Consider the following 20,618-nt stretch of genomic DNA (forward strand, 5'->3'; position numbering starts at 1 on the left):
CCCGCGCGCCGTCTCCTGGCAGCAAGGGAATCACCATATGCAAGCACAAGCGAACGACAGCACCACCCGCAAGCCCCGCTCCAGGCTGGCGCGCAACCTGAAATTCGGCCTGGGACTGACCTTGGGCCTGGGCCTGGCCGGCGCGCTGGCGGGCGGCTGGTGGCTGCGCCAGGCGTGGCAGGACTTGCCGGCCGTCGAGCACCTGGCCCAGTACAAGCCCGCGCTGCCGCTGCGCATTTTCTCCAGCGAAGGCGAGCTGCTGGCCGAATACGGCGAAGAGCGCCGCGAATTCCTGCCCTTGAAGGACATCCCGCTGCGCATGCGCCAGGCCTTGCTGGCCATCGAGGATGCGCGTTTCTACGAGCATGGCGCCGTCGATTTCTATGGCCTCACGCGCGCCACGCTGGCCAACGTCGTCACGGGTCACCATGCACAGGGCGCCAGCACCATCACCATGCAGGTGGCGCGCGACTTCTTTCTTTCGCGCGAAAAGACCGTGCAGCGCAAGCTGACGGAGATGCTGCTCGCCTACAAGCTGGAACAGCACTACGGCAAGGACAAGCTGCTGGAGCTGTACATGAACCAGATTTACCTGGGCGAGCGCTCCTACGGCTTTTCCGCCGCCTCGAGCATTTATTTCGACAAGCCGCTGGCCGACGTCAGCATCGCCGAAGCGGCCATGCTGGCCGGCTTGCCGAAGGCGCCGTCGGCCTACAACCCCGTCGCCAATCCGCAGCGTGCCGCCGTGCGCCAGCATTACATCCTGCAGCGCATGCGCGAACTCGGTTACATCACGCCAGCCGAATACACGGCCGCCGTGGCGGAAAAGCTGGCCCTGAACAAGGACCGCAACAGCTCCGTGCATGCGGCCGCGTATGCGGTCGAGGAAGCGCGTCAATTGATCCTGCAAAGCTATCCCGAAGGCGCCTACAGCATGGGCCTGGACGTGACGACGACCATCCGCATGGCGCCGCAGCGCGCGGCCGACAAGTCGCTGCGCGATGGGTTATTGAATGCGCAGGCGCGGCGCGGCTATCGCGGCCCGGAAGCGCGCCTGGCCTCCTCCGCAGACGGCGTGGCGCGCCAGCTGGCCCCCTATCCGGACAGCGGAGAAGTGCGCGCCGCGCTGGTGCGCAAGGTAGATACAGCCGGCAAGCGCCAGCTGACGGCGCAGCTGCGCAATGGCGACGACATCGTGCTGACGGCATCGGACGCGCGCCTGGGCGGCAAGCTGCCGCTCGATGGCAAGCGCGCCATCGTCGAGGGCAGCGTGATCCGCGTGGTGCACGACGCGGCCAAGAAGCGCTGGCTGGTGAGCCAGCTGCCTGAAATGGAAGGCGCGCTCATTTCCGTCGAGGCGCACAGCGGCGAAATCGTCGCCATGGCGGGCGGCTTCGATTTCTACCGCAATCACTACAACCACGCCATGCAAGCCTACCGCCAGCCCGGTTCCAGCTTCAAGCCTTTCGTGTATTCGGCGGCGCTGGAAAAAGGATATTTCCCCGGCACGGCCGTGGACGATACGCAGCGTTTGCTGCTGCCGCGGGAAACGGGCGCGCGGCCCTGGCGTCCGCGCAATTACGGTAACAACTACGAAGGCTTCATCAGCGTGCGGCGCGGCCTCGTGCGCTCGAAAAACCTGGTGGCTGTCAGCCTGATGCAGGCGGCCGGTCCCGGCTACGTGCAGCACTACGCCACGCGCTTCGGCTTCGAGGGCGCGCGCAATCCCGTCTCCCTGCCGCTGGCGCTGGGCGCGGGCGCCGTCACGCCGCTGCAGCTGGCGCAATCGTATGCCGTGTTCGCGAATGGCGGCGTGCAGATGCCGCCAAAGCTGATCAAGGAAGTGCGCAGCCGCAGCGGAGAAGTACTGTTCAGCGATGCGGCGCCACGCGCGAAAGGCGAACCGGCACCGGGCACGCAAGTCATCTCCACGCGCAACGCCTACGTCATGGACAGCATGCTGCGCGACGTCGTCAAGAGCGGCACGGGACGCGGCGCGCTGGCGCTAGGACGGGGCGACGCGGCCGGCAAGACGGGCACCTCGAACAATGCCTACGACGCCTGGTTCGCCGGCTATTCCTCGGGCCTCGTCTCCGTCGTCTGGCTCGGCTACGACCAGCCCAAGAGCCTGGGCAACGCCACCGGGGGCACGTTGGCGCTGCCCGTCTGGCGCGACTACATGCAGGTGGCCGTGCAGGGCCGCCGCGAGCAGGTGCTGGCCGAACCGCCAGGCCTGGCCCTGCTCGACGGCGATTACGTGTATGCCGAATACCTGGCCGGCGACTGCCTGCAGGATAACTTTGCCTTTATCCACAGCAGCGTCAGTTGCGGCAGCGGCGCCGCGGATACGCGCCTGGCGCACGGTGAAGCTGGCGCTGGCGATGGCGGCTCCAGCACCGGAACGAACGAGGCGCGCGCCCTGAGCGAAGCGCGCGAACGCGAACAAATTCTCAAATCATTTTCGGAAGAGTAAGAGCATGCTGTTATATACGATTTACCTGGTGGCGATCGTCGCCGAAGCGATGTCCGGCGCCATCATGGGCATGCGGCGCGGCATGGATTTGTTCGGCATCTGCATGATCGGCACCGTCACGGCGCTCGGCGGCGGCACCGTGCGCGACGTGCTGCTGGGGCACTACCCGCTGGGCTGGATCGCGCATCCCGAGTACCTGCTGTTTACCATCGGCGCGGCCATCGTCACGGCCTTTGTCGCGCGCTACCTGCACCATCTGCGTGCCATCTTCCTGCTGGTCGATGGACTGGGCCTGGTGGCGTTTTGCGTGATCGGCTGCGACATCGCCATGTCGGCCAAGATGCATCCGGCCATCGTCGTGCTGGCGGGGATGATCACGGGCGTCTTCGGCGGCCTGCTGCGCGATATCCTGTGCAACCAGATTCCCCTCGTGCTGCAGCGCGAAGTGTATGCCACCGTGGCCCTGTTTACGGGCGCCCTGTATGTCGGCCTGCTGCACTTCAAGGTCGACAGCTCGGTGGCGCAGCTGGCGTCCATCGGCGCCGGTTTCCTGTTCCGTTTCCTGGCTTTGCACTTCGAATGGCGCCTGCCGAATTTCAATGGCGACCGCATACGGGGATTTGAATAGGGAGGGTGGCAGCTTCCTGATTATTTTTACACGCGCTTAACCCCTTTTTCTGCGCCGCTGCGTTTCATGTTGGACACCCCAGCCAACCGGAGAAGAAGCGATGCCCAGCGCCCTCAAGATCACATTGATGCTGTCCCTGCTGCTGTCGGCAGGCAGCCACGCCGCCGAGACGGCGCCAAGAAAAACCCTGGCGCCGTTCGCCAGCGAGCAAGCCTTGAGCAGCTACCTGCAGCAGTTGCAGGCGCGCCAGGCGGCACTGCTGAGGGAACAGCGGCAACTGCAGCGGGCCACGTCGCAGTACGCGGCGCAGTCCATGGCGGCGCCACCGCCGGCCCCCGCTGCGCCGATGATGGCGAAAGCTGCGCCGGCGGCGTCGGCGGAAGCGGCGGAATCGGTCACCAATGTGCAAACGGCGGGCGTGGACGAAGGCGGCATCGTCAAGCTGCATGGCAAGCACCTGGTGATGCTGCGGCGCGGCAAGCTGTTCACCGTGCAGGTGGGGGGCAATGCCTTGCTGCCCGTGTCCTCGCTCGACGCGTTCGCGCCGGGCAGCGACCCATCCGGCAGCTGGTATGACGAGATGCTGATCGATGGCGACACGGTGGTGGTGATCGGCTACAGCTACAGCCGTGGCGGCACGGAGATCGGCCTGTTCGACGTCAACGCGGACGGCAAGCTGGCCTACCGCGCCACGTATCACTTGCGCTCCAACGATTATTATTCGTCGCGCAATTACGCCAGCCGCCTGGTCGGCGGCAAACTGGTGTTTTACTCGCCCCTGTCGCTGAACCTGCGCCGGGGCGACCCGTTCGGCGGCTTCCCGGCGCTGCGCCGCTGGCGCCCCGACGCCGTGCCGTCCGATTTCAAGCGCATCGCCCCGGCCACGCGCATTTACCGCACCGACGAAGAAGCCGAGATCGGCGCCGGCCTGACCCTGCACACGGTCACCGTATGCGACCTGGCGCAGCGCGACATGCGCTGCGCAGCGACGGCCGTGATGGGGCCGCAGGGCCGCGTATTCTATGTGTCGGGCGAATCCGTTTTCGTGTGGACCACGCGCCGCGGCAGCGACTCGGGCGTGTTCCGCATTCCCCTCGATGGTTCGGCGCCCAGCGCCCTGAAGGTGGCGGGCGCGCCCGTCGACCAGTTCTCGTTCCTGGAAAGCGCGGACGGCCACCTGAACGTCCTGCTGCGCGCCGAAGGCCAGGGCGACGCCATGTGGGATGGCGCAAGAGGGCGGGGCGACATGGCCTTGCTGCGCGTGCCATTGGCGTCGTTTTCTGATGGCCGCGACAGCGCGCCCGCCGGCAGCTACAAGGCGCTGCCCGGCGGTGGCGGCTACGGCCTGCAGAACCGCTATGTGGGGTCCTATCTGTTGTATGGCAATCCGGGAAATCCAGGCCGCCGCCAGGCCGACCAGGCGTGGCCGCGCCAGCCCCTGTATGCCGTGCGCTGGGCCGATGCGGGCAGCGTGCAAGCCTTGTCCCTGCCGCACGGCGTGGAACGCATCGAGGCGCTGGGCGATGACGCCGTGGTGATCGGTGCGCAGGGCAGGGATCTGCACTTCAGCAGCATCCGCCTGGGGGCGCAGGCGGCGATTGCCGCGCGCTACATCCGCGCCGACGCGGCGCAGGGCGAGTCGCGCAGCCACGGCTTTTTCTACAAGCCGCAAACGGCCAGCGAGGGCATGATCGGACTGCCCATCCTGGGTGCGGACGAGCGGCCTGGTCTCAACAAGTCAGCCGCCTCCGTCCTCTACCTGCGCAACAGCGGTTTGACATTGACGGCACTGGGGGCGCTGGCGGCCCGGCCGGGCCAGACGCCAGACGACGGTTGCCGCGCTTCCTGCGTGGACTGGTATGGCAATGCGCGGCCCCTGTTCCTGCAGGGTCGTGTGTTTGCCTTGCTCGGCTATGAAGTGGTGGAAGGGGCGCTCAGGGATGGACAGATCCGCGAAGTGCGCCGCATCAGCTATGCGCCCATTGCGTCGACTGCACGCTGAAGGAGCAGGGAAATTGTCGCCGCCGCGTAGTTCGGCTACACTGGTCCGCATGCCCGACACTTTACTCACCGCGACGGATGAAGACCTGATGCTGCGCTACGGCGCCGGCGACCTGCCGTCGTTTCGCGAATTGTACCGGCGCCATAGCCAGGGCCTGTACCGCTTCGTGGCCTGGCGTGCGCCGCGCCGCGCGTGGGTGGACGAGATCGTGCAGGATGCGTGGGCCAGCCTGCATGCGGCGCGCGCCGGCTACCAGCCGCAGGCGGCGTTCCGCACCTATCTGTACCAGATTGCGCGCAACCGCCTGATCGACCTGCTGCGCCAGCGGGAAGGCCAGGAACACGACGACGCGGACGAACTGGCGGACGAGGGCGCATCGCCGCCGCAATCGCTGGAGCAGAAACAGCGGCACGCGCTGCTGCATGCGGCCATCGCCGCGCTGCCGGCGGAACAAAAGGAAGCGCTGGTGCTGCAGCAGTTCAGCGGCATGAGCATCCTCGACATCGCCGTGGTGACGGGGGTGGAAGCGGAAACCGTCAAGAGCCGGCTGCGCTACGCCATGCAGAAATTGCGCGCGGGCTTGGACAGCGCCGCTGGCGCGGGAGGACAGGCATGAATACGCACGGTACGGATCATCAAGATCATCACGATGAAGAATTGAACGCGCTGCTGGCCAGTTTGCCGCAGCCCGCGCCTCCCAGCGCGCTCGATGCGGCCATTCTGGCGGACGCGGAAAAGGCCCTGCAGCAGCCGGCGGCCGCGAACGACAGCGCCGATGGCGTGCTGCGCACCTTGCCCGCCAAGAAAGCACCGGACTACCTGCAGCGCTGGCGCGTTCCGCTGGGACTGGCGGCGGCCGTGCTGTTGACGGTCAACCTGATCGGCGTGGACTGGTTCGGCTCGAAGCCGGCGCAATTTCCCGTCGTCGGAGAACCGGTCACGCAGGAAGTGATGCCAGCGCCGACTGCGGCGCCGGCCGCCGAAGCCACGGCGTCGCCATCTCCCTTGCCAGCGGCGCCGGCACCGCGCGCCATGGCCAAGGCGGCACCGAGGCCGCCGGCGCAAGCCGAGCCAGCGCCGGCGCCTGTCTTGCCGCCGGAGCCCCGGCTGACGGCGACGGTACCCATTGCTCCGCCTGCGCCGCCACCTCCGCCGGCACCTGCCACGGCGATGCATCAGGCCATGGAGCAGCAAGCCGTCATGCAGGTCGAATCCAGCCTGCAGCGTCAGGCCCCGGCACAGCGGGCGCTGGCCATGCCCGCGCCCATCGCGGCAAAGCCGGCGCCGCTGCCGTCGCCGGCAACACTCGACGCTTCCGTGTGGCTGGTGAAGATCGACGCCCTGCTCAAGGCGGGCGAAGGCGCGCTGGCGCGCGAGGAGTGGACGGCGTTCCGGCACGCCTATCCCGACTATCCCGTGGCCGAGGAGCTGCGACAGCGGCTGGAGAAAAAGTAAGAAACGCTAAACGATCCCCTTCCGGCGTTCCCACACGGCGCTGCCCACGAAAATCGCGGCGCACACCCACATCACGGCCGGCAGGGCGTTCACGCCCACCGATTGCATCAGTACCCCCGTCAGCAGCGGCCCGCCGCCGCTGGTCACGCCCCAGGTGGCGTTGACGATGGCGCTGGCGCTGGTCAGCGACAGTCCCGTGAAACGCTCGCCGCAGGCCACCAGCGCCAGCATGTAGATGCCGCCCGCCGCCGCGCCCAGCAACAGCAGCAGGGTCCACCACAGCCACGGCGTGCCGACGGCAAACGGCAGCAGCGGCAGCAGCAGGCAGACGGCCACGCCGCAGCCCGCGTGGACTTTGGCGCGGCCGAAGCGGTCTGCCATCCAGCCCAGCGCAAATTGCAGGCCCGTGTCGCCCACCAGCACCACGGTGGCCGACAGCAGGGCCAGGTCCGTGCCGATGCCGTGCTCCATCGCGTACAGCGGCAGCAAGCTCAATGCGAGGGTGTCGAACAGGGCGAAAAAGGCGGCGCCCAGCACGATCATCGGCATGCGCGGCAGGATCAGGGTCCACTTGACGCCGTGTTCTTCCGGCTCGCGTTCCGGGCCGCTGTTCGAGATCAGCATCAATCCCGGCACGGCCAGCAAGAACAGCAGGCCGCAGGCGGCGAAGCTCCAGCTGATCTTGTCGTTGAACAGCGCCACGAGGGCGGGGCCGATCAGCTGGAAAAAGGTAAAGCTGGTGGTGTACATGGCCACCACGCGGCCGCGCGAATTGTCGGGCGCCAGGCGGTTGACCCACGCTTCGCCGATGGTAAACAGCACGCCCATGGCGCCGCCGAACAGGAAGCGCAGCACGCTCCACGCCAGCAGGTGGTCGGTGCATTGCATGGCGATCGTCGCCAGCGACGCCACCCACACGGCGCCCAGCATGGTGGCGCGCGCGCCGAAACGCCCCACCCAGCGCGAGACGAACGGCGAGGCTGCCAGGATGCCGAGGGCGCTGACGGCCGTGATCATGCCGATGATGTCCGTGCCCACGCCGCGCTGGTGCAGGGTCAGCGCGGTGAGCGGCATGGTGGCGCCCAGGCCCAGGCCGACCACGCCGATGCTCACCACGAGGGCGAAGAAGTCGCGCCACGGCATGTGCTTCATGGCTGCTCCCGCAGGGTGGAAAAGGTGCTTGTGAAGACTGGTAAACGGTGTGGAGGCATGGGAAAGTAGGGGACTTTGCCTGCGGCGCTGGTGTTTGGCGCCGGACGGGCATATGATGATTTTAATAGAGGCAATATTGCAAAGCCGTAGTGTAGGCGATGTGTGCCACCGCTGGCCACGTCCATCGGTGTGGCCGCCCATGCCGGCTCTGCTGTACAGTGAAGCGAGCGGCAGCGCCGTCATGGCGCTGTCATTGGATCGTCACGCCAGCGAGGTAGCTCCATGCGCCGTCCCATCGTTCTCGTTCCCGCTTGCCAGCGCCAGCTTGGCGGTCACGTCTGGCACATGGCGCAGGACAAATATCTGCACGCCGTGCTGCGCGGCGCCGGCTGCATGCCGCTGCTGTTGCCCGCCCTGGGCGCGGACGCGGACCTGGAAGCGGCGCTGCAGGTCGCCGACGGCGTCATGCTGACCGGATCGGCCTCGAACGTCGACGCGCGCCTGTATGGCGAAGACATCCTGCATCCCGACCTGCCGCAAGACCCCGCGCGCGATGCCACCACCTTGCCCCTGATCCATGCCGCGCTGGCGCGCCGGCTGCCTTTGCTGGCCATTTGCCGCGGCTTCCAGGAAGTCAACGTGGCGCTGGGCGGCAGCCTGCACCAGGCCGTGCACGCCGTGCCGGGCATGATGGACCACCGTGAAAACGTGCTCGATCCCCTGGCGCGCCAGTACGCGCCCGCGCACCGCATCAAGTTGATGCCCGACGGCTTGCTGTCACGGCTGCTGGGCGGCGAGAGTGAAATGATGGTCAATTCCCTGCATGGCCAGGGCATCGCCCGGCTGGCCGACGGCTTGCTGGTGGACGCCTTTGCCGACGACGGCCTGGTGGAAGCCTATACGGTGGCCAGCACCGCCGGTTTCACCCTGGCCGTGCAATGGCACCCGGAATGGCAGGTGGAAGACAACCCGCAGTCCATGCGGCTGTTCGGCGCCTTCGGCCAGGCGTGCCGCGATTACCAGGAACAGCGGCACAGAAAGACAGAATGACAGGCGCACCGCCCGCAGCACGCGGTGTTTGATCAAGACCAGCGAGAGGGAAACATGGCAATACGCGAAAATTTCACTTATACGGATATGGATTTGTGGCTCAATGAAAAGCGCGTCACGGAAATCGAATGCCTGGTCCCCGACTTGACGGGCGTGGCGCGCGGGAAGATCCTGCCGCGCGGGAAATTCACCCAGGAGCGCGGCATGCGCATCCCGGAAGCGGTGCTGGGCATGACGGTGACGGGCAATTACCCGGTCGACGATGGCGGCTACGACCGCGCCATTTCCAGCACCGACCGCGACATGATCTTGAAGGCCGATCCCACCACCATCACCATGGTGCCGTGGGCCACGGACCCCACCGCGCAAGTCATCCACGACTGCTATTTCGCCGACGGCATGCTGGTCGATTTTGCCCCCCGCTCCGTGTTGCGGCGCGTGCTGAAACTGTATGCGGACAAGGGCTGGAAACCGGTGGTGGCGCCGGAGCTGGAGTTCTACCTGACGGCGAAAAACACGGACCCGGACTTGCCCTTGAAGCCGCCCATCGGGCGCAGCGGCCGGGCCGAGACGAGCCGCCAGGTGTACAGCATCGACGCCGTCAACGAGTTCGACCCGCTGTTCGAGGATATCTACGATTACTGCGAACTGATGAACCTGGACGTCGATACGCTGATCCACGAGATCGGCGCCGGGCAGATGGAAATCAACTTCCTGCATGGCGATCCGCTCGGCCTGGCCGACAAGGTCTTCTTCTTCAAGCGCACCCTGCGCGAAGCGGCCTTGAAACATGATATGTACGCCACCTTCATGGCCAAGCCGATGGCCGGCGAGCCGGGCTCCGCCATGCATGTGCACCAGAGCGTCGTCGACGCGAAGACGGGCCTGAATATCTTCAGCAACGAGGATGGTTCGGCCGCGCCCATCTTCAAGCATTACATCGCCGGCTTGCAGCGCTACATGCCGTCGGCCATGGCCATCGTCGCGCCCTACGTGAATTCCTACCGCCGCATCGTGCGCCACACGGCCGCGCCCATCAACATCCAGTGGGGCCTGGACAACCGCACCGTGGGCTTCCGCGTGCCCGAATCGGGCGTGCAGGACCGGCGCGTGGAAAACCGCATCATCGGCGCCGATGCGAATCCCTACCTGGCCCTGGCCGTGACCCTGGCCTGCGGATACCTGGGCATGACGGAGCAGCTGGAAGCGACGCCGATGATGGTGGGCAGCGCCTACGACATGAAGTTCGAACTGCCGCAAGGCTTGCCCGAGGCCTTGCAGCTGCTGCGCGCGGAAGACAAGCTGCGCACCGTGCTGGGCGAGCGTTTCATCGACGTGTATGCGGCCATCAAGGACCTGGAGCACCAGGAATTCATGACGGTGATCAGTCCGTGGGAGCGCGAACATCTTCTGCTCCACGTTTAAGAAAGGATCGCAATGAGCACAACCAACAATCCGCTGGCGCCGAGCGCCGCTTTTGTCTCCTCCGTGGCGCAAAAGAACGCCGCGCCGCAGGTGTACGACACGGCCGCCATCCAGCAGATGGACTCGGCCCACTACCTGCATCCATTCACCGATTTCCAGGACCTGGCCAGCAAGGGCGCGCGCGTGATCGTGCGCGGCGACGGCGTCTACCTGTGGGATAGCCAGGGCAAGAAGATCGTCGACGGCATGTCGGGCCTGTGGTGCGTGAACGTGGGCTACGGCCGCACGTCGATCTCGCAAGCCGTGTACAAACAGATGGAGACGCTGCCCTTCTATAACAGCTTCTTTGGCACGACCAACGTGCCGGCCGCGCAGCTGGCGGCCAAGCTGGCGCAGATCTCGCCGCCGCAATTCCAGCACGTCTTCTTCACCAGTTCCGGCTCCGAAGGCAACGACACGAACCTGCGCATGGTGCGCCGCTACTGGGATATCCTCGGCTACAAGGAGCGGCATACCATCATCAGCCGCCACAACGCGTATCACGGCAGCACGGTGGCGGGAGCGTCGCTGGGCGGTATGGACGGCATGCACGCGCAGGGCGGCTTGCCCATCCCCGGCATCGCGCATATCGGCCAGCCCAATTACCTGGAAGCGGGCCACGGCTTGACGCCGGAAGCCTTCGGCATCAAGGCGGCCGGCTGGCTGGAAGACAAAATCCTGGAAATCGGCGCCGACAAGGTGGCCGCCTTCATCGGCGAGCCGGTGCAGGGTGCCGGCGGCGTCATCATCCCGCCATCGACCTACTGGCCCGAGATCCAGCGCATTTGCGACAAGTACGGCATCTTGCTCATCGCCGATGAAGTCATCTGCGGCTTCGGTAGGCTGGGGCGCTGGTTCGGCTCGGAACTGTTCGGCATCAAGCCCGACCTGATCACCTTTGCCAAGGGCGTCACCTCGGGCTATGTGCCCCTGGGCGGGGTGCTGGTGGGCGACAGGGTGGCCAAGGTGCTGATCGAGCAGGGCGGCGAGTTCACGCACGGTTTCACGTATTCCGGCCATCCCGTCGCCTGCGCGGCGGCGCTGGAAAACATCCGCATCATCGAGGAAGAGCAACTGGTGGCCAAGGTGGCCGAGGATACGGGACCGTACCTGAAACAGTGCTTCGGCAGCCTGGCCGGCCATCCGCTGGTCGGCTACGCGGACAGCTGCGGCCTGGTCGCGGGCCTGAACCTGGTGCGCAGGAAGGGCGCCACCGTGCACGAGAACGAGCTGTTCGACGAGGACCAGGGCGTGGGCATGATCTGCCGCGGCCACATGTTCGACAATGGCGTCATCATGCGCGCCGTGGGCGAACGCATGATCGTCGCCCCGCCGCTGGTGATGACGCGCGCGCAGATCGATGAAATGGTGGCGTTAATACGCCTGTGCCTGGACAAGACGTATGCGGATGTGAAAGCGAAGGGCTGGGTGTAGCTAACCCAAACGCAAGGGCTGGGGTCGTACCCTCAGGGTACGACCCCAGGGTTTGCTCTGGGGTTGGTGTCAGTTTTTCACCCAAATAGACGCTAACTCAAGTTTTTTTGGACCAGAATCGCGGCAGTTCCGCTAAACTTCCATCCTGGCCGCTCTTTGTAGCGGCCAGTTTTTCATTTTGACACCCTCTTACCCAGAAGCTACCCACAATGACGATAGCAACACCAGCCGCGTCGGCCAGCGACGCCCCAGCGCCTTTCTTGCTGATTGATCAATTGGTCAAGGAATTCGATGGCGTGCGCGCCGTCAATGATATTTCCGTGACGATCAACAAGGGCGAGATCTTCGCCCTGCTGGGCAGTTCAGGTTGCGGCAAATCGACCCTGCTGCGCATGCTGGCAGGCTTCGAGACGCCGACGTCGGGGCGCATCGCCCTGGCGGGCAACAGCATCGTCGATGTGCCGCCGTACCAGCGGCCCATCAACATGATGTTCCAGTCGTACGCGCTGTTCCCCCATTTGTCCGTGTGGGACAACATCGCCTTCGGCTTGCGCCGCGACGGCTTGCCGAAAGCGGAAGTGGCGGCACGCGTCGAGCAGATGCTGGCGCTGGTGCAGCTGGGCCAATACGCGAAGCGCAAGCCGCACCAGCTGTCGGGTGGCCAGCAGCAGCGCGTGGCGCTGGCGCGCAGCCTGGCCAAGCGGCCGCAATTGCTGCTGCTCGACGAGCCGCTGGGCGCACTGGATAAAAAACTGCGCGAGCGCACGCAGATGGAACTGGTGAACATCATCGAGCAGGTGGGCGTCACCTGCGTGATGGTCACGCACGACCAGGATGAGGCCATGAGCATGGCCACGCGCATCGCCGTCATGAGCGAAGGGCGCATCCTGCAGGTGGGCGCGCCCGGCGAAATCTACGAGACGCCGAATTGCCGCTTCGTCGCCGACTTCATCGGCAGCGTCAACCTGTTCGACGGCCGCATCACGGAAGACGAACCCGATCACGTGGTCATCGCCACGCCCGACGGCGAGCACTATGTCTCGCACGGCATCACGGGCAACCTGGGCATGGATGTCTCGGTGGCCGTGCGCCCCGAAAAAATCGGCATCCAGGTCGTGCCCCCCGCCCTGGAGGAGCGCGCGTCACCAAAGGAACACGGCTACAACTGCGCCCAGGGCGTGATCGTCGCCATGGCGTATTTTGGCAATGAAACCAGTTACCACGTGCGCCTCGACAGCGGCACGGTGGTGAAAGTCTCGCGCACCAACGCGGCCCGCCACGAGGCCGCGCGCCTCGAGCGCGAACAGCGCGTGTGGGTATGGTGGGATGGCGCCGACATCGTCGTGCTGACCAGCTGAGGCCATCATGACGTCCATTTTGCAATCGCTGCGTAACCTCGTCACCCTGCGTTGGGTCACTGGGCGCACGGCCGTCATCGCCGTGCCGTCGCTGTTCCTGGCGGCCGCCTTTCTCGTTCCCTTCCTGATCGTGCTGCGCATCAGCCTGTCCGACATGGATACGGCGGGCAGTCCGTTCGGCGGCTTGCTGTCGTATGTCGACGGCATCGTCGTGCTGAAGGTGAAAATCGCCAACTACCTGTTCATCGCCGCCGATGAACTGTACCTGCTCACCTACCTCAGTTCCATCAAGTACGCGGCCATCACCACGGCCATCTGTCTGTGCATCGGCTACCCGTTCGCCTACTTCATGGCGCGCGCCAGGCCGTCCATCCGGCCCGTGCTGATGATGCTCGTGATGCTGCCGTTCTGGACCTCGTTCCTGCTGCGCGTGTATGCGTGGAAGGGCATCCTGGCCAACCACGGCCTGCTCAACGACCTGCTGCTCGCGCTGGGCGTGGTGAACGAACCGCTGCACATGATGAATACCTCGTTTTCGCTGGTGGTCGGCATGGTGTACGCCTATCTGCCCTTCATGATCCTGCCCCTGTACGCCAACCTGGTCAAAATGGACATGCGCTACCTGGAAGCGGCGGCCGACCTGGGCGCCACGCCGCTGCAGGCGTTCTGGCGCATCACGGTGCCCCTGTCGAAGTCGGGCATCATCGCCGGCGCCATGCTGGTGTTCATTCCGTCCGTGGGCGAATACGTGATCCCCGAGCTGTTGGGCGGCCCGGAAACCCTGATGATCGGCCGCGTGCTGTGGGATGAATACTTCACCAATAATGACTGGGCCATGGCTTCGTCGGTGACGGTGCTGGTGGTCTTGCTGATCCTCGTGCCGATGGCGATTTTTAACAAGTACAAGACGGACCAGGACGCGGAGGAGCGCACATGAACGGACGTACCTTTTTGCAGCGCTGGTTCGGGCGCGGCTGGCTCTCGCTGGGCTACCTGTTCCTCTACCTGCCCATCATCGTGCTGATCGTCTTCTCGTTCAACAGCTCGCGCCAGGACATGGTGTGGAGCGGTTTTTCGCTGCGCTGGTACCAGGAGCTGATGAGCGATACGGAGATCATTTCGGGTTTCGGCCTGTCCCTGAAGATCGCCTTCATGTCGGCGACGTCTTCCGTCATCCTCGGCACCTTCGCCGCCTTCGCCTTGAGCAGCTACCAGCGCTTCCGTGGCCGCACGCTGTTTTCCGCCATGGTCAGCGCGCCGCTGGTGATGCCGGAAGTGATCATCGGCTTATCCTTGCTGCTGATGCTGGTATCCATGCAGAAGGTCTTCGGCTTCCCCGAGCGGGGCGTGCTGACCATCTGGCTCGGCCATACCTTGCTGGGCATGGCGTATGCGGCCGTGGTGGTGCAGTCGCGCCTGCAGGAAATGAGCAAGTCCCTGGCCGAGGCGGCCATGGACCTGGGCTGCCGCGCGCACCAGGTGTTCTTCCTCGTGACCCTGCCGAACATCACGCAGGCGCTGGCATCGGCCTGGCTGCTGACGTTCACGCTGTCGCTCGACGACGTGGTGCTGTCGGCCTTTTTGTCCGGCCCCGGTTCGACGACGATGCCGCTGGTGATCTTCTCTCGCGCGCGCCTGGGTCTCGATCCGCGCGTCAATGCCATCGCCGCGCTGACCATCCTGGTGGTGACGCTCGCCGTGACCGCGTATGCCGTGATGCTGGCGCGCGCCGACCGCAGACGCCGCAAGCAGATGTCCGCGGCCTATTCGGCGGATCAGGAGTAAGCTGGCGTTTTCACCTTGCAGGAGACGACCATGACGGAAAACACCAGCTGGCACGCACGTGCCGCAGAGATCACGATCGATGGCCGCGCCGTCATCAACGGCGAGCGGGTCGCGGCCAGGTCCGGCCAGACCTTCGACAATCTGTCGCCCATCGATGGGCGCCTGCTGGGGCAGGTGGCGCGCTGCGATGGCGCCGACGTGGATGCGGCCGTGCAGGCCGCCCGCGCCGCTTTTGACGACCGCCGCTGGGCGGGCAAGTCGCCGGCGCAGCGCAAGCGCACCTTGATCAAGTTCGCCGACCTGGTGCAGAAATACGGTCCCGAACTGGCCCTGCTGGAAACGCTGGACATGGGTAAGCCGATCAACTACAGCCAGAGCGTGGACGTGGGCGCCACGGCCAACTGCCTGCGCTGGTATGGCGAGGCGATCGACAAGGTCTACGATGAAATCGCCCCCACGCCCGCCAACAGCCTGGCCCTGATCACGCGCGAACCGGTCGGCGTCGTCGCCGCCATCGTGCCGTGGAATTACCCGATGATCATGGCGGCCTGGAAGATCGCGCCGGCCCTCGCGGCCGGCAACAGCGTGATCTTGAAACCGTCCGAGAAATCGCCGCTGACGGCGCTGCGCCTGGCCGACATCGCGCTCGAAGCGGGCGTGCCGGCCGGCGTCTTCAACGTGCTGCCCGGCTACGGCAACGAGGCCGGCGCCGCGCTGGCGCTGCACATGGATGTCGATTGCATCGGCTTTACGGGTTCCACGCGCACGGGAAAATTGATCGTGCAGATGGCGGGCCAGTCGAACTTGAAGCGGGCGTGGACGGAATTGGGCGGCAAGTCCGCCAACATCGTTTGCGCCGATTGCCCGGACCTGGACAAGGCCGTGGCGGCCGCCGTCGGTTCCATCTTCTTCAACCAAGGCGAAAGTTGCAACGCGCCTTCGCGGCTGTTTGTGGAAGAGTCGATCAAGGACGCATTCCTGGCCAAGGCGCTGGCCATGCTGCCCCGTTTCCAGCCGGGCGACCCGCTCGATGAAGCCACCGTCATGGGCGCCATCGTCGACGCCACGCAGATGAACACGGTGATGGGCTATATCGCGGCCGGCAAGCAGGAAGGCGCGCAGCTGCTCGGTGGCGGCGAGGCCGTGCGTGTGGAGACGGGCGGCTATTACGTGCAGCCGACCATCTTCGGCGTGGACGCGGGCATGACGATCGCGCGCGAAGAGATCTTTGGGCCTGTCCTGTCGGTGCTGGGCTTTACGGATATCGCCGTAGCCATCAAACAGGCCAACGCCACGCCATACGGCCTGCAGGCGGCCGTGTGGACGTCCGACATCAGCAAGGCGATTCAGACGTCGCGCGCCCTGCGCGCCGGCACCGTGCACGTCAACCAGTACGACGGCGACGACATCACCGTGCCGTTCGGCGGCTACAAGCAATCAGGCAACGGGCGCGACAAGTCCTTGCACGCGCTGGATAAATACACGGAGGTGAAGACGACGTGGATACAGGTGGGCTAGGTCCGGGGTCAGACCCAGCGGGTCTGACCCCGATCAGAAGCAGTGTTCCAGCGCCGGGAAACTGCCATCCTTGACGGCCTTGACGTAGCCAATGACGGCGTCGTCGATGCTGGCCGCGCCTTCCATGAAGTTGCGCACGAAGCGCGCCTTGCGGCCTGGGAACACGCCCAGCATGTCGTGCATGACGAGCACCTGGCCCGAGCAGTCGGGACCGGCGCCGATGCCGATGGTGGGGATCGTCAGCATCTCGGTCACTTCCTTGCCCAGCTGCGACGGCATCGCTTCCATCAGCACGATGGCGGCGCCCGCGTTCTGCAGCGTCAGCGCGTCGTTCTTCAGCTCCGTGGCGCTTTCCGTGCTCTTGCCCTGCACTTTATAGCCGCCCAGCTGGTGCACGAATTGCGGCGTCAGGCCGATGTGGGCGCAGATGGGGATGCCGCGCTCGGTGAGGAAACGGACGATCTCGGCCAGCCAGGCGCCGCCTTCGATCTTGATCATGTGCGCGCCAGCCTGCATCAGGATGACGGCATTCGCGTACGCCGTCTCGGGCGTGGCATAGGCGCCGAACGGCAGGTCGGCGAGGATCATGGCGGACTTGCTGCCGCGCGCCACGGCAGCCGTGTGGTAGGCCAGTTCGGCCACGGTGACGGGCAGGGTGGAGTTGTGGCCGTTGCAGACCATGCCGAGCGAATCGCCGATCAGCAGGATCTCCACGCCGCAGCGGTCCATCAGGGACGCGAAGCTGGCGTCATAGCAGGTCAGCATGGTGATCTTTTCGCCGGCTGCGCGCAGCGTAGCCAGGGTGTGGATGGTCACGGCCTTGTTGGCGACAGGCTTGGATGGCGCCGGCGCCGGCGTGGCGGCCTTGTCTTTTGCGGCCAGATCTGTTCCTTGCAAATAAGCGGACATAGGTATTCTCTAGAGTGAAAGGGGGTGATGCGATTGCGACGCCGCTAGTGTAGTACTTTATGCGGCGTGCTGCAGGAGCGGCATTGTAGTGTATGTCTGGAGCCGTGGCTCAGAGCTGGCGGATGGCCTGGTCGGCGACGCTTGCCAGGTAGTCCTGCGCCGGCCCGCGTCCCGGCACGACGATGGCGGGCGCCAGGGCCAGCAGCGGCACCAGCACGAAGGCGCGCTCGGTGATGCGCGGATGGGGCACCGTCAGGGTGGCGCTGGCGATCCGTGCATCGCCGTACAGCAGCAAGTCCAGGTCCAGGGTGCGCGGGGCGTTGCGGTAGGGCCGCTCGCGCCCGTGCGCCGCCTCGATGGCGTGCAGGGCCAGCAGCAGTTCCTCCGCCGGCAGGGTGGTCGTGATGCGCGCCACGGCGTTGATGTAGTCGTCACCGCTAGCATCGATGGGCGCCGTGCGGTAGCTGGCCGAGGCGTCGATCAGCGAGGCGCCGGGCAGACGCGCCAGGCGGGCGATGGCGTCCTGCACGTTGGCGCGCGCGTCGCCCAGGTTGGCCCCGATGCCGATGTAAGCAACTACTGTCATTATTCGCCGCTGCTGCTGCCGGTGGCCGAGCCGCCCGTGCCCGTCTTGCTGCGCGTGCTGCGGCGTGGCGGACGTTTCTTCTTGACGGCGCCTGGCGCGGCATTGGCGCTGACGAGCAGCGCTTCGCGCGTTTCCTCGTCGCCTTCGTAAAAGGCCGTCCACCATTCGCCGATGTCCATGTCGATCTCGCCCGAGGCACTGCGCAGCAGCAGGAAGTCGTAGCCGGCGCGGAAGCGCAGGTGCTCCAGCAATTTGTACGGCGCCTTGCCGACGCGGCGCTCGAAGCGCGGCTGCATCGACCAGATGTCGCGCATGTCCGAGCCGATCTTGCGCTGCAAGGCCAGTTTTTCCGTTTGCGAATCGAGCACGTCGTCGGCCGCCAGGTGCAGCGCGGGGATGGTCGACTCGCCGGCGGCGCGGTAGGCCGTCCATTTTTCCAGCACCTGGTGCCACAGCAGCGAGGCGAACAGGAAGCCTGGCGAGACGGTCTTGCCGGCGGCGATGCGGGCGTCCGTGGCGTCCAGCGCCAGGGTGACGAATTTCGCGCCCAGCGGCTGTTCCAGCACCACGTCGAGCAGCGGCAGCAGGCCGTGATGCAAGCCTTCCTTGCGCAGCTGCTGCAGGCAGGCCAGCGCGTGGCCGCTCATCAGCAGTTTCAGCATTTCGTCGAACACGCGCGGTGCGGGCACGTTGTTGATCAGCGGCGCCATGACGGGGATCGGCGCGGCCGTGTGCGGCTCGATGGTGAATTTCAGCTTGGCGGCGAAGCGCACCACGCGCAGCATGCGCACGGGGTCTTCGCGGTAGCGCTCTTCCGGCTTGCCGATCATGCGCAGGGTCTTGGCGCGGATGTCTTCCACGCCGCCGTGGTAATCGAGCACTTCCTGCGTGGCCGGGTTGTAGTACATGGCGTTGATGGTGAAGTCGCGGCGCAGCGCATCTTCGTGCTGCAGACCGAAGGTGTTGTCGCGCAGGACGCGGCCATGTTCATCCTTGGGCGCGGAATCGGCGCCGGCGCCGCGGAAGGTCGTCACTTCCAGCAAATCCTGGCCGAACATCACGTGCACGATCTGGAAGCGCTTGCCGATGATGAAGGCGCGGCGGAACAAGCGCTTGACCTGTTCCGGCGTGGCGTTGGTGGCGATGTCGAAGTCTTTGGGTTTGACGCCCAGCAGCAGGTCGCGCACGGCGCCGCCGACGACAAAGGCTTCGAAGCCCGCTTCCTGCAGGCTGCTGGTGACGCGGATGGCATTCGACGACACCAGTTTCGGGTCGATTCCGTGTTGCGCGGGACCGAGCACGACGGGTGCCGTGGTGTCGCGCGCTGCCTCTTTTTTAACGCCGAGGATCTTGCGGATGAATTTTTTAATCATTGAATAAGTGGAGTGATGGCCAGCCGTGGAGGGATGCGTGTGCGCTCAAAGCGGTGTTGGGATTGGTCGCGACCGGGTGGGTCACGACTGACAGCAAGGGGATGTCGTTGTGCGAATCGCTGTAAAAATAGCTGCGCTCGAACTGCCCCAGTTCCTTGCCCATCTTTTCCAGCCAGGCGTGGGTATGGGTCAGCTTGCCCGCGCCCAGCGTGGGCGTGCCCAGCAGCTTGCCCGTGACATTGCCTTGCGCATCATATTCGGGCATGGCGGCCAGCAGGTGCTCGACGCCGAGCGCGTCGGCGATGGGTTTTGTGATGAAATGGTTGGTGGCCGTGACGATGGCCAGCAAATCGCCCGCGTCCTGGTGCTGCTTGAGCAGGGCCACGACTTCCGGGCGGATGGCCGGCAAGACCACTTCGGCCATGAATTGCTTGTGCAGCGCTTCCAGGCGTTCGCGCGGGAATTGCGCCAGGGTGCCGAGGGAAAATTCCAGGTATTCCACTGGATCGAGCGTGCCGGCCTGGTATTGCGCGAAAAATTCGTCGTTGCGGCGGGTGAATTCGGCGGCGTCCACGGCACCGATGCGTACCAGGAATTCGCCCCACTCGTGATCCGAGTCGATGGGCAGCAGGGTGTGGTCGAGGTCAAACAGGGCCAGATTCATCATTCTTTCGCTTCCGCCTGCAGCAACTCGCGCAACAATGGCAAGGTGATCGGGCGTTGGGTTTCAAGGGAGTAGAGGTCGAGAGAGTCCAGCATCGTCGACAGCGAACGCATGTCGCGCCGGAAATGGGACAGCAGATAGGGTAACACGCCGGGCGACAAGGTCAAGCCGCGGGTGGTGGCCGCCTGGGTCAGGGCGGCGATTTTTTCATCGTCGGTCAAGCCGTGGATTTGATAAATCAAGCCCCAGCCCATACGCGTGCGCAAGTCTTCGCGCACGGGCAGCACGGCGGGCGGCACGGCGCCGCTGCACACCATGAACGCCTTGTTGGCGCGGATTTCATTGAACAGGGCAAAGGCATCGATCTGCGCCAGCGGCGACAGTTTTTCGCAGTCGTCGAGCAGGTACAGGTCGACGTCAGGCGAATACACGAATTCGGACTCGATCGAGAATGGCGAAATGTAGCGCGCGCGCTCGGTGCTGGCCAGGGCCTTGAGCAGATGGCTCTTGCCGGCGGCCAGTTCGCCCCACAGGTAGGCAAAATGTTCGCGCGAAGTGCGCGCGGCGAACTGGCGCATCAGCTGCGCCACTTCGGCATTCTGTCCCACCTCGAAGGTATCGAGGCTGTGCGCCTGGTCTGTGCCTAAATCGAGCACCAGTTGTTTCATGGCGTACGCCTTGTCCTGTTTTTCATTACTGCGTATGCGTCGTCGTCGCTGTTGTTAGTTTCATATTGTAATCATATCGGGTGCCTGACAGAAGCGTAG

At 65.3% G+C, this 20,618-nt stretch carries 18 protein-coding genes; 12 read left to right on the forward strand and 6 right to left on the reverse strand.

Annotated features, from left to right (window positions below):
* Positions 1-37: 37 nt before the first annotated feature.
* The 5 genes from GCN78_RS05210 to GCN78_RS05230 all read left to right on the forward strand — a co-directional run bounded on the left by GCN78_RS05210 (position 38) and on the right by GCN78_RS05230 (position 6,558).
* Positions 38-2,473: a penicillin-binding protein 1A gene (locus GCN78_RS05210; protein ID WP_152250741.1), complete on the forward strand. Its 2,436-nt coding sequence runs from the start codon at positions 38-40 to the stop codon at positions 2,471-2,473.
* A gap of 4 nt (positions 2,474-2,477) precedes the next feature.
* Positions 2,478-3,101 (forward strand): trimeric intracellular cation channel family protein, encoded by a 624-nt coding sequence (locus GCN78_RS05215; RefSeq protein WP_035822575.1) that lies wholly within the window; start codon positions 2,478-2,480, stop codon positions 3,099-3,101.
* 100 nt (positions 3,102-3,201) lie between these two features.
* Positions 3,202-5,103: a beta-propeller domain-containing protein gene (locus tag GCN78_RS05220; protein ID WP_152250742.1), complete on the forward strand. Its 1,902-nt coding sequence runs from the start codon at positions 3,202-3,204 to the stop codon at positions 5,101-5,103.
* A 49-nt stretch (positions 5,104-5,152) separates the two neighbouring features.
* Positions 5,153-5,719, forward strand: coding sequence for a sigma-70 family RNA polymerase sigma factor (locus GCN78_RS05225; protein ID WP_226939478.1), 567 nt, complete (start codon positions 5,153-5,155; stop codon positions 5,717-5,719).
* The gene (locus tag GCN78_RS05230; RefSeq protein ID WP_152250743.1) at positions 5,716-6,558 is read left to right on the forward strand and encodes a hypothetical protein; all 843 of its coding nucleotides are present in this window, start codon (positions 5,716-5,718) and stop codon (positions 6,556-6,558) included. Before GCN78_RS05225 ends, GCN78_RS05230 begins: the two co-directional genes overlap by 4 nt.
* 6 nt (positions 6,559-6,564) lie before the next feature.
* On the opposite strand, the gene GCN78_RS05235 is transcribed toward GCN78_RS05230, so the two are convergent.
* Positions 6,565-7,710 carry an MFS transporter gene (locus GCN78_RS05235; RefSeq protein ID WP_152250744.1) on the reverse strand — a complete coding sequence of 382 codons (1,146 nt, stop codon included), beginning with the start codon at positions 7,708-7,710 and terminating at the stop codon, positions 6,565-6,567.
* 282 nt (positions 7,711-7,992) lie between these two features.
* Here GCN78_RS05235 and GCN78_RS05240 point away from each other — a divergent pair, with 282 nt between their 5' ends.
* From GCN78_RS05240 to GCN78_RS05270, 7 genes are all read left to right on the forward strand, one after another.
* Positions 7,993-8,760, forward strand: a complete 768-nt coding sequence (locus GCN78_RS05240) for a gamma-glutamyl-gamma-aminobutyrate hydrolase family protein (protein WP_152250745.1) — start codon at positions 7,993-7,995, stop codon at positions 8,758-8,760.
* A gap of 54 nt (positions 8,761-8,814) precedes the next feature.
* Positions 8,815-10,185, forward strand: a complete 1,371-nt coding sequence (locus GCN78_RS05245; protein ID WP_034788700.1) for a glutamine synthetase family protein — start codon at positions 8,815-8,817, stop codon at positions 10,183-10,185.
* Positions 10,186-10,197: 12 nt separating this feature from the next.
* Entirely contained in the window at positions 10,198-11,658 is a 1,461-nt protein-coding gene (locus tag GCN78_RS05250) for an aspartate aminotransferase family protein (protein WP_152250746.1), read from the forward strand.
* Between the two features lie 209 nt (positions 11,659-11,867).
* The gene (locus GCN78_RS05255) at positions 11,868-13,016 is read left to right on the forward strand and encodes an ABC transporter ATP-binding protein (protein WP_152250747.1); all 1,149 of its coding nucleotides are present in this window, start codon (positions 11,868-11,870) and stop codon (positions 13,014-13,016) included.
* Between the two features lie 7 nt (positions 13,017-13,023).
* Complete coding sequence (locus GCN78_RS05260; RefSeq protein WP_152250748.1) at positions 13,024-13,953, forward strand: ABC transporter permease subunit; 930 nt, start codon at positions 13,024-13,026, stop codon at positions 13,951-13,953.
* Positions 13,950-14,801 (forward strand): ABC transporter permease, encoded by an 852-nt coding sequence (locus tag GCN78_RS05265; RefSeq protein WP_152250749.1) that lies wholly within the window; start codon positions 13,950-13,952, stop codon positions 14,799-14,801. Before GCN78_RS05260 ends, GCN78_RS05265 begins: the two co-directional genes overlap by 4 nt.
* Positions 14,802-14,831: 30 nt before the next feature.
* Entirely contained in the window at positions 14,832-16,319 is a 1,488-nt protein-coding gene (locus GCN78_RS05270) for an aldehyde dehydrogenase (RefSeq protein WP_152250750.1), read from the forward strand.
* Positions 16,320-16,352: 33 nt separating this feature from the next.
* Here GCN78_RS05270 and panB read toward each other — a convergent pair whose 3' ends face one another.
* From panB to hda, 5 genes are all read right to left on the reverse strand, one after another.
* A complete protein-coding gene (gene panB / locus GCN78_RS05275; RefSeq protein ID WP_193316618.1) occupies positions 16,353-17,228 on the reverse strand; it encodes a 3-methyl-2-oxobutanoate hydroxymethyltransferase in 876 nt (291 codons plus the stop codon).
* Positions 17,229-17,337: 109 nt separating this feature from the next.
* Entirely contained in the window at positions 17,338-17,814 is a 477-nt protein-coding gene (gene folK, locus GCN78_RS05280; RefSeq protein WP_152250751.1) for a 2-amino-4-hydroxy-6-hydroxymethyldihydropteridine diphosphokinase, read from the reverse strand.
* Positions 17,814-19,187, reverse strand: coding sequence for a polynucleotide adenylyltransferase PcnB (pcnB, locus tag GCN78_RS05285; protein ID WP_152250752.1), 1,374 nt, complete (start codon positions 19,185-19,187; stop codon positions 17,814-17,816). Before pcnB ends, folK begins: the two co-directional genes overlap by 1 nt.
* On the reverse strand, positions 19,180-19,851 hold the full coding sequence (locus GCN78_RS05290; RefSeq protein ID WP_152250899.1) for a histidinol-phosphatase: 672 nt from the start codon (positions 19,849-19,851) through the stop codon (positions 19,180-19,182). Before GCN78_RS05290 ends, pcnB begins: the two co-directional genes overlap by 8 nt.
* Complete coding sequence (hda, locus tag GCN78_RS05295; protein WP_058048421.1) at positions 19,851-20,519, reverse strand: DnaA regulatory inactivator Hda; 669 nt, start codon at positions 20,517-20,519, stop codon at positions 19,851-19,853. The genes GCN78_RS05290 and hda overlap by 1 nt, the downstream gene beginning before the upstream one ends.
* Between the last annotated feature and the right edge of the window lie 99 nt (positions 20,520-20,618).

Origin of the sequence: Janthinobacterium rivuli (genome assembly GCF_009208735.1) — a bacterium.
Taxonomy (GTDB): Bacteria; Pseudomonadota; Gammaproteobacteria; order Burkholderiales; family Burkholderiaceae_D; genus Janthinobacterium.

Bases quoted from the DNA above. Each gene is read 5' to 3' on its own strand.
- GCN78_RS05210 (WP_152250741.1), top strand. From the start codon at position 38: ATGCAAGCACAAGCGAACGACAGCACCACCCGCAAGCCCCGCTCCAGG.
- GCN78_RS05215 (WP_035822575.1), top strand. From the start codon at position 2,478: ATGCTGTTATATACGATTTACCTGGTGGCGATCGTCGCCGAAGCGATG.
- GCN78_RS05220 (WP_152250742.1), top strand. From the start codon at position 3,202: ATGCCCAGCGCCCTCAAGATCACATTGATGCTGTCCCTGCTGCTGTCG.
- GCN78_RS05225 (WP_226939478.1), top strand. From the start codon at position 5,153: ATGCCCGACACTTTACTCACCGCGACGGATGAAGACCTGATGCTGCGC.
- GCN78_RS05230 (WP_152250743.1), top strand. From the start codon at position 5,716: ATGAATACGCACGGTACGGATCATCAAGATCATCACGATGAAGAATTG.
- GCN78_RS05235 (WP_152250744.1), bottom strand. From the start codon at position 7,710: ATGAAGCACATGCCGTGGCGCGACTTCTTCGCCCTCGTGGTGAGCATC.
- GCN78_RS05240 (WP_152250745.1), top strand. From the start codon at position 7,993: ATGCGCCGTCCCATCGTTCTCGTTCCCGCTTGCCAGCGCCAGCTTGGC.
- GCN78_RS05245 (WP_034788700.1), top strand. From the start codon at position 8,815: ATGGCAATACGCGAAAATTTCACTTATACGGATATGGATTTGTGGCTC.
- GCN78_RS05250 (WP_152250746.1), top strand. From the start codon at position 10,198: ATGAGCACAACCAACAATCCGCTGGCGCCGAGCGCCGCTTTTGTCTCC.
- GCN78_RS05255 (WP_152250747.1), top strand. From the start codon at position 11,868: ATGACGATAGCAACACCAGCCGCGTCGGCCAGCGACGCCCCAGCGCCT.
- GCN78_RS05260 (WP_152250748.1), top strand. From the start codon at position 13,024: ATGACGTCCATTTTGCAATCGCTGCGTAACCTCGTCACCCTGCGTTGG.
- GCN78_RS05265 (WP_152250749.1), top strand. From the start codon at position 13,950: ATGAACGGACGTACCTTTTTGCAGCGCTGGTTCGGGCGCGGCTGGCTC.
- GCN78_RS05270 (WP_152250750.1), top strand. From the start codon at position 14,832: ATGACGGAAAACACCAGCTGGCACGCACGTGCCGCAGAGATCACGATC.
- panB (WP_193316618.1), bottom strand. From the start codon at position 17,228: ATGTCCGCTTATTTGCAAGGAACAGATCTGGCCGCAAAAGACAAGGCC.
- folK (WP_152250751.1), bottom strand. From the start codon at position 17,814: ATGACAGTAGTTGCTTACATCGGCATCGGGGCCAACCTGGGCGACGCG.
- pcnB (WP_152250752.1), bottom strand. From the start codon at position 19,187: ATGATTAAAAAATTCATCCGCAAGATCCTCGGCGTTAAAAAAGAGGCA.
- GCN78_RS05290 (WP_152250899.1), bottom strand. From the start codon at position 19,851: ATGAATCTGGCCCTGTTTGACCTCGACCACACCCTGCTGCCCATCGAC.
- hda (WP_058048421.1), bottom strand. From the start codon at position 20,519: ATGAAACAACTGGTGCTCGATTTAGGCACAGACCAGGCGCACAGCCTC.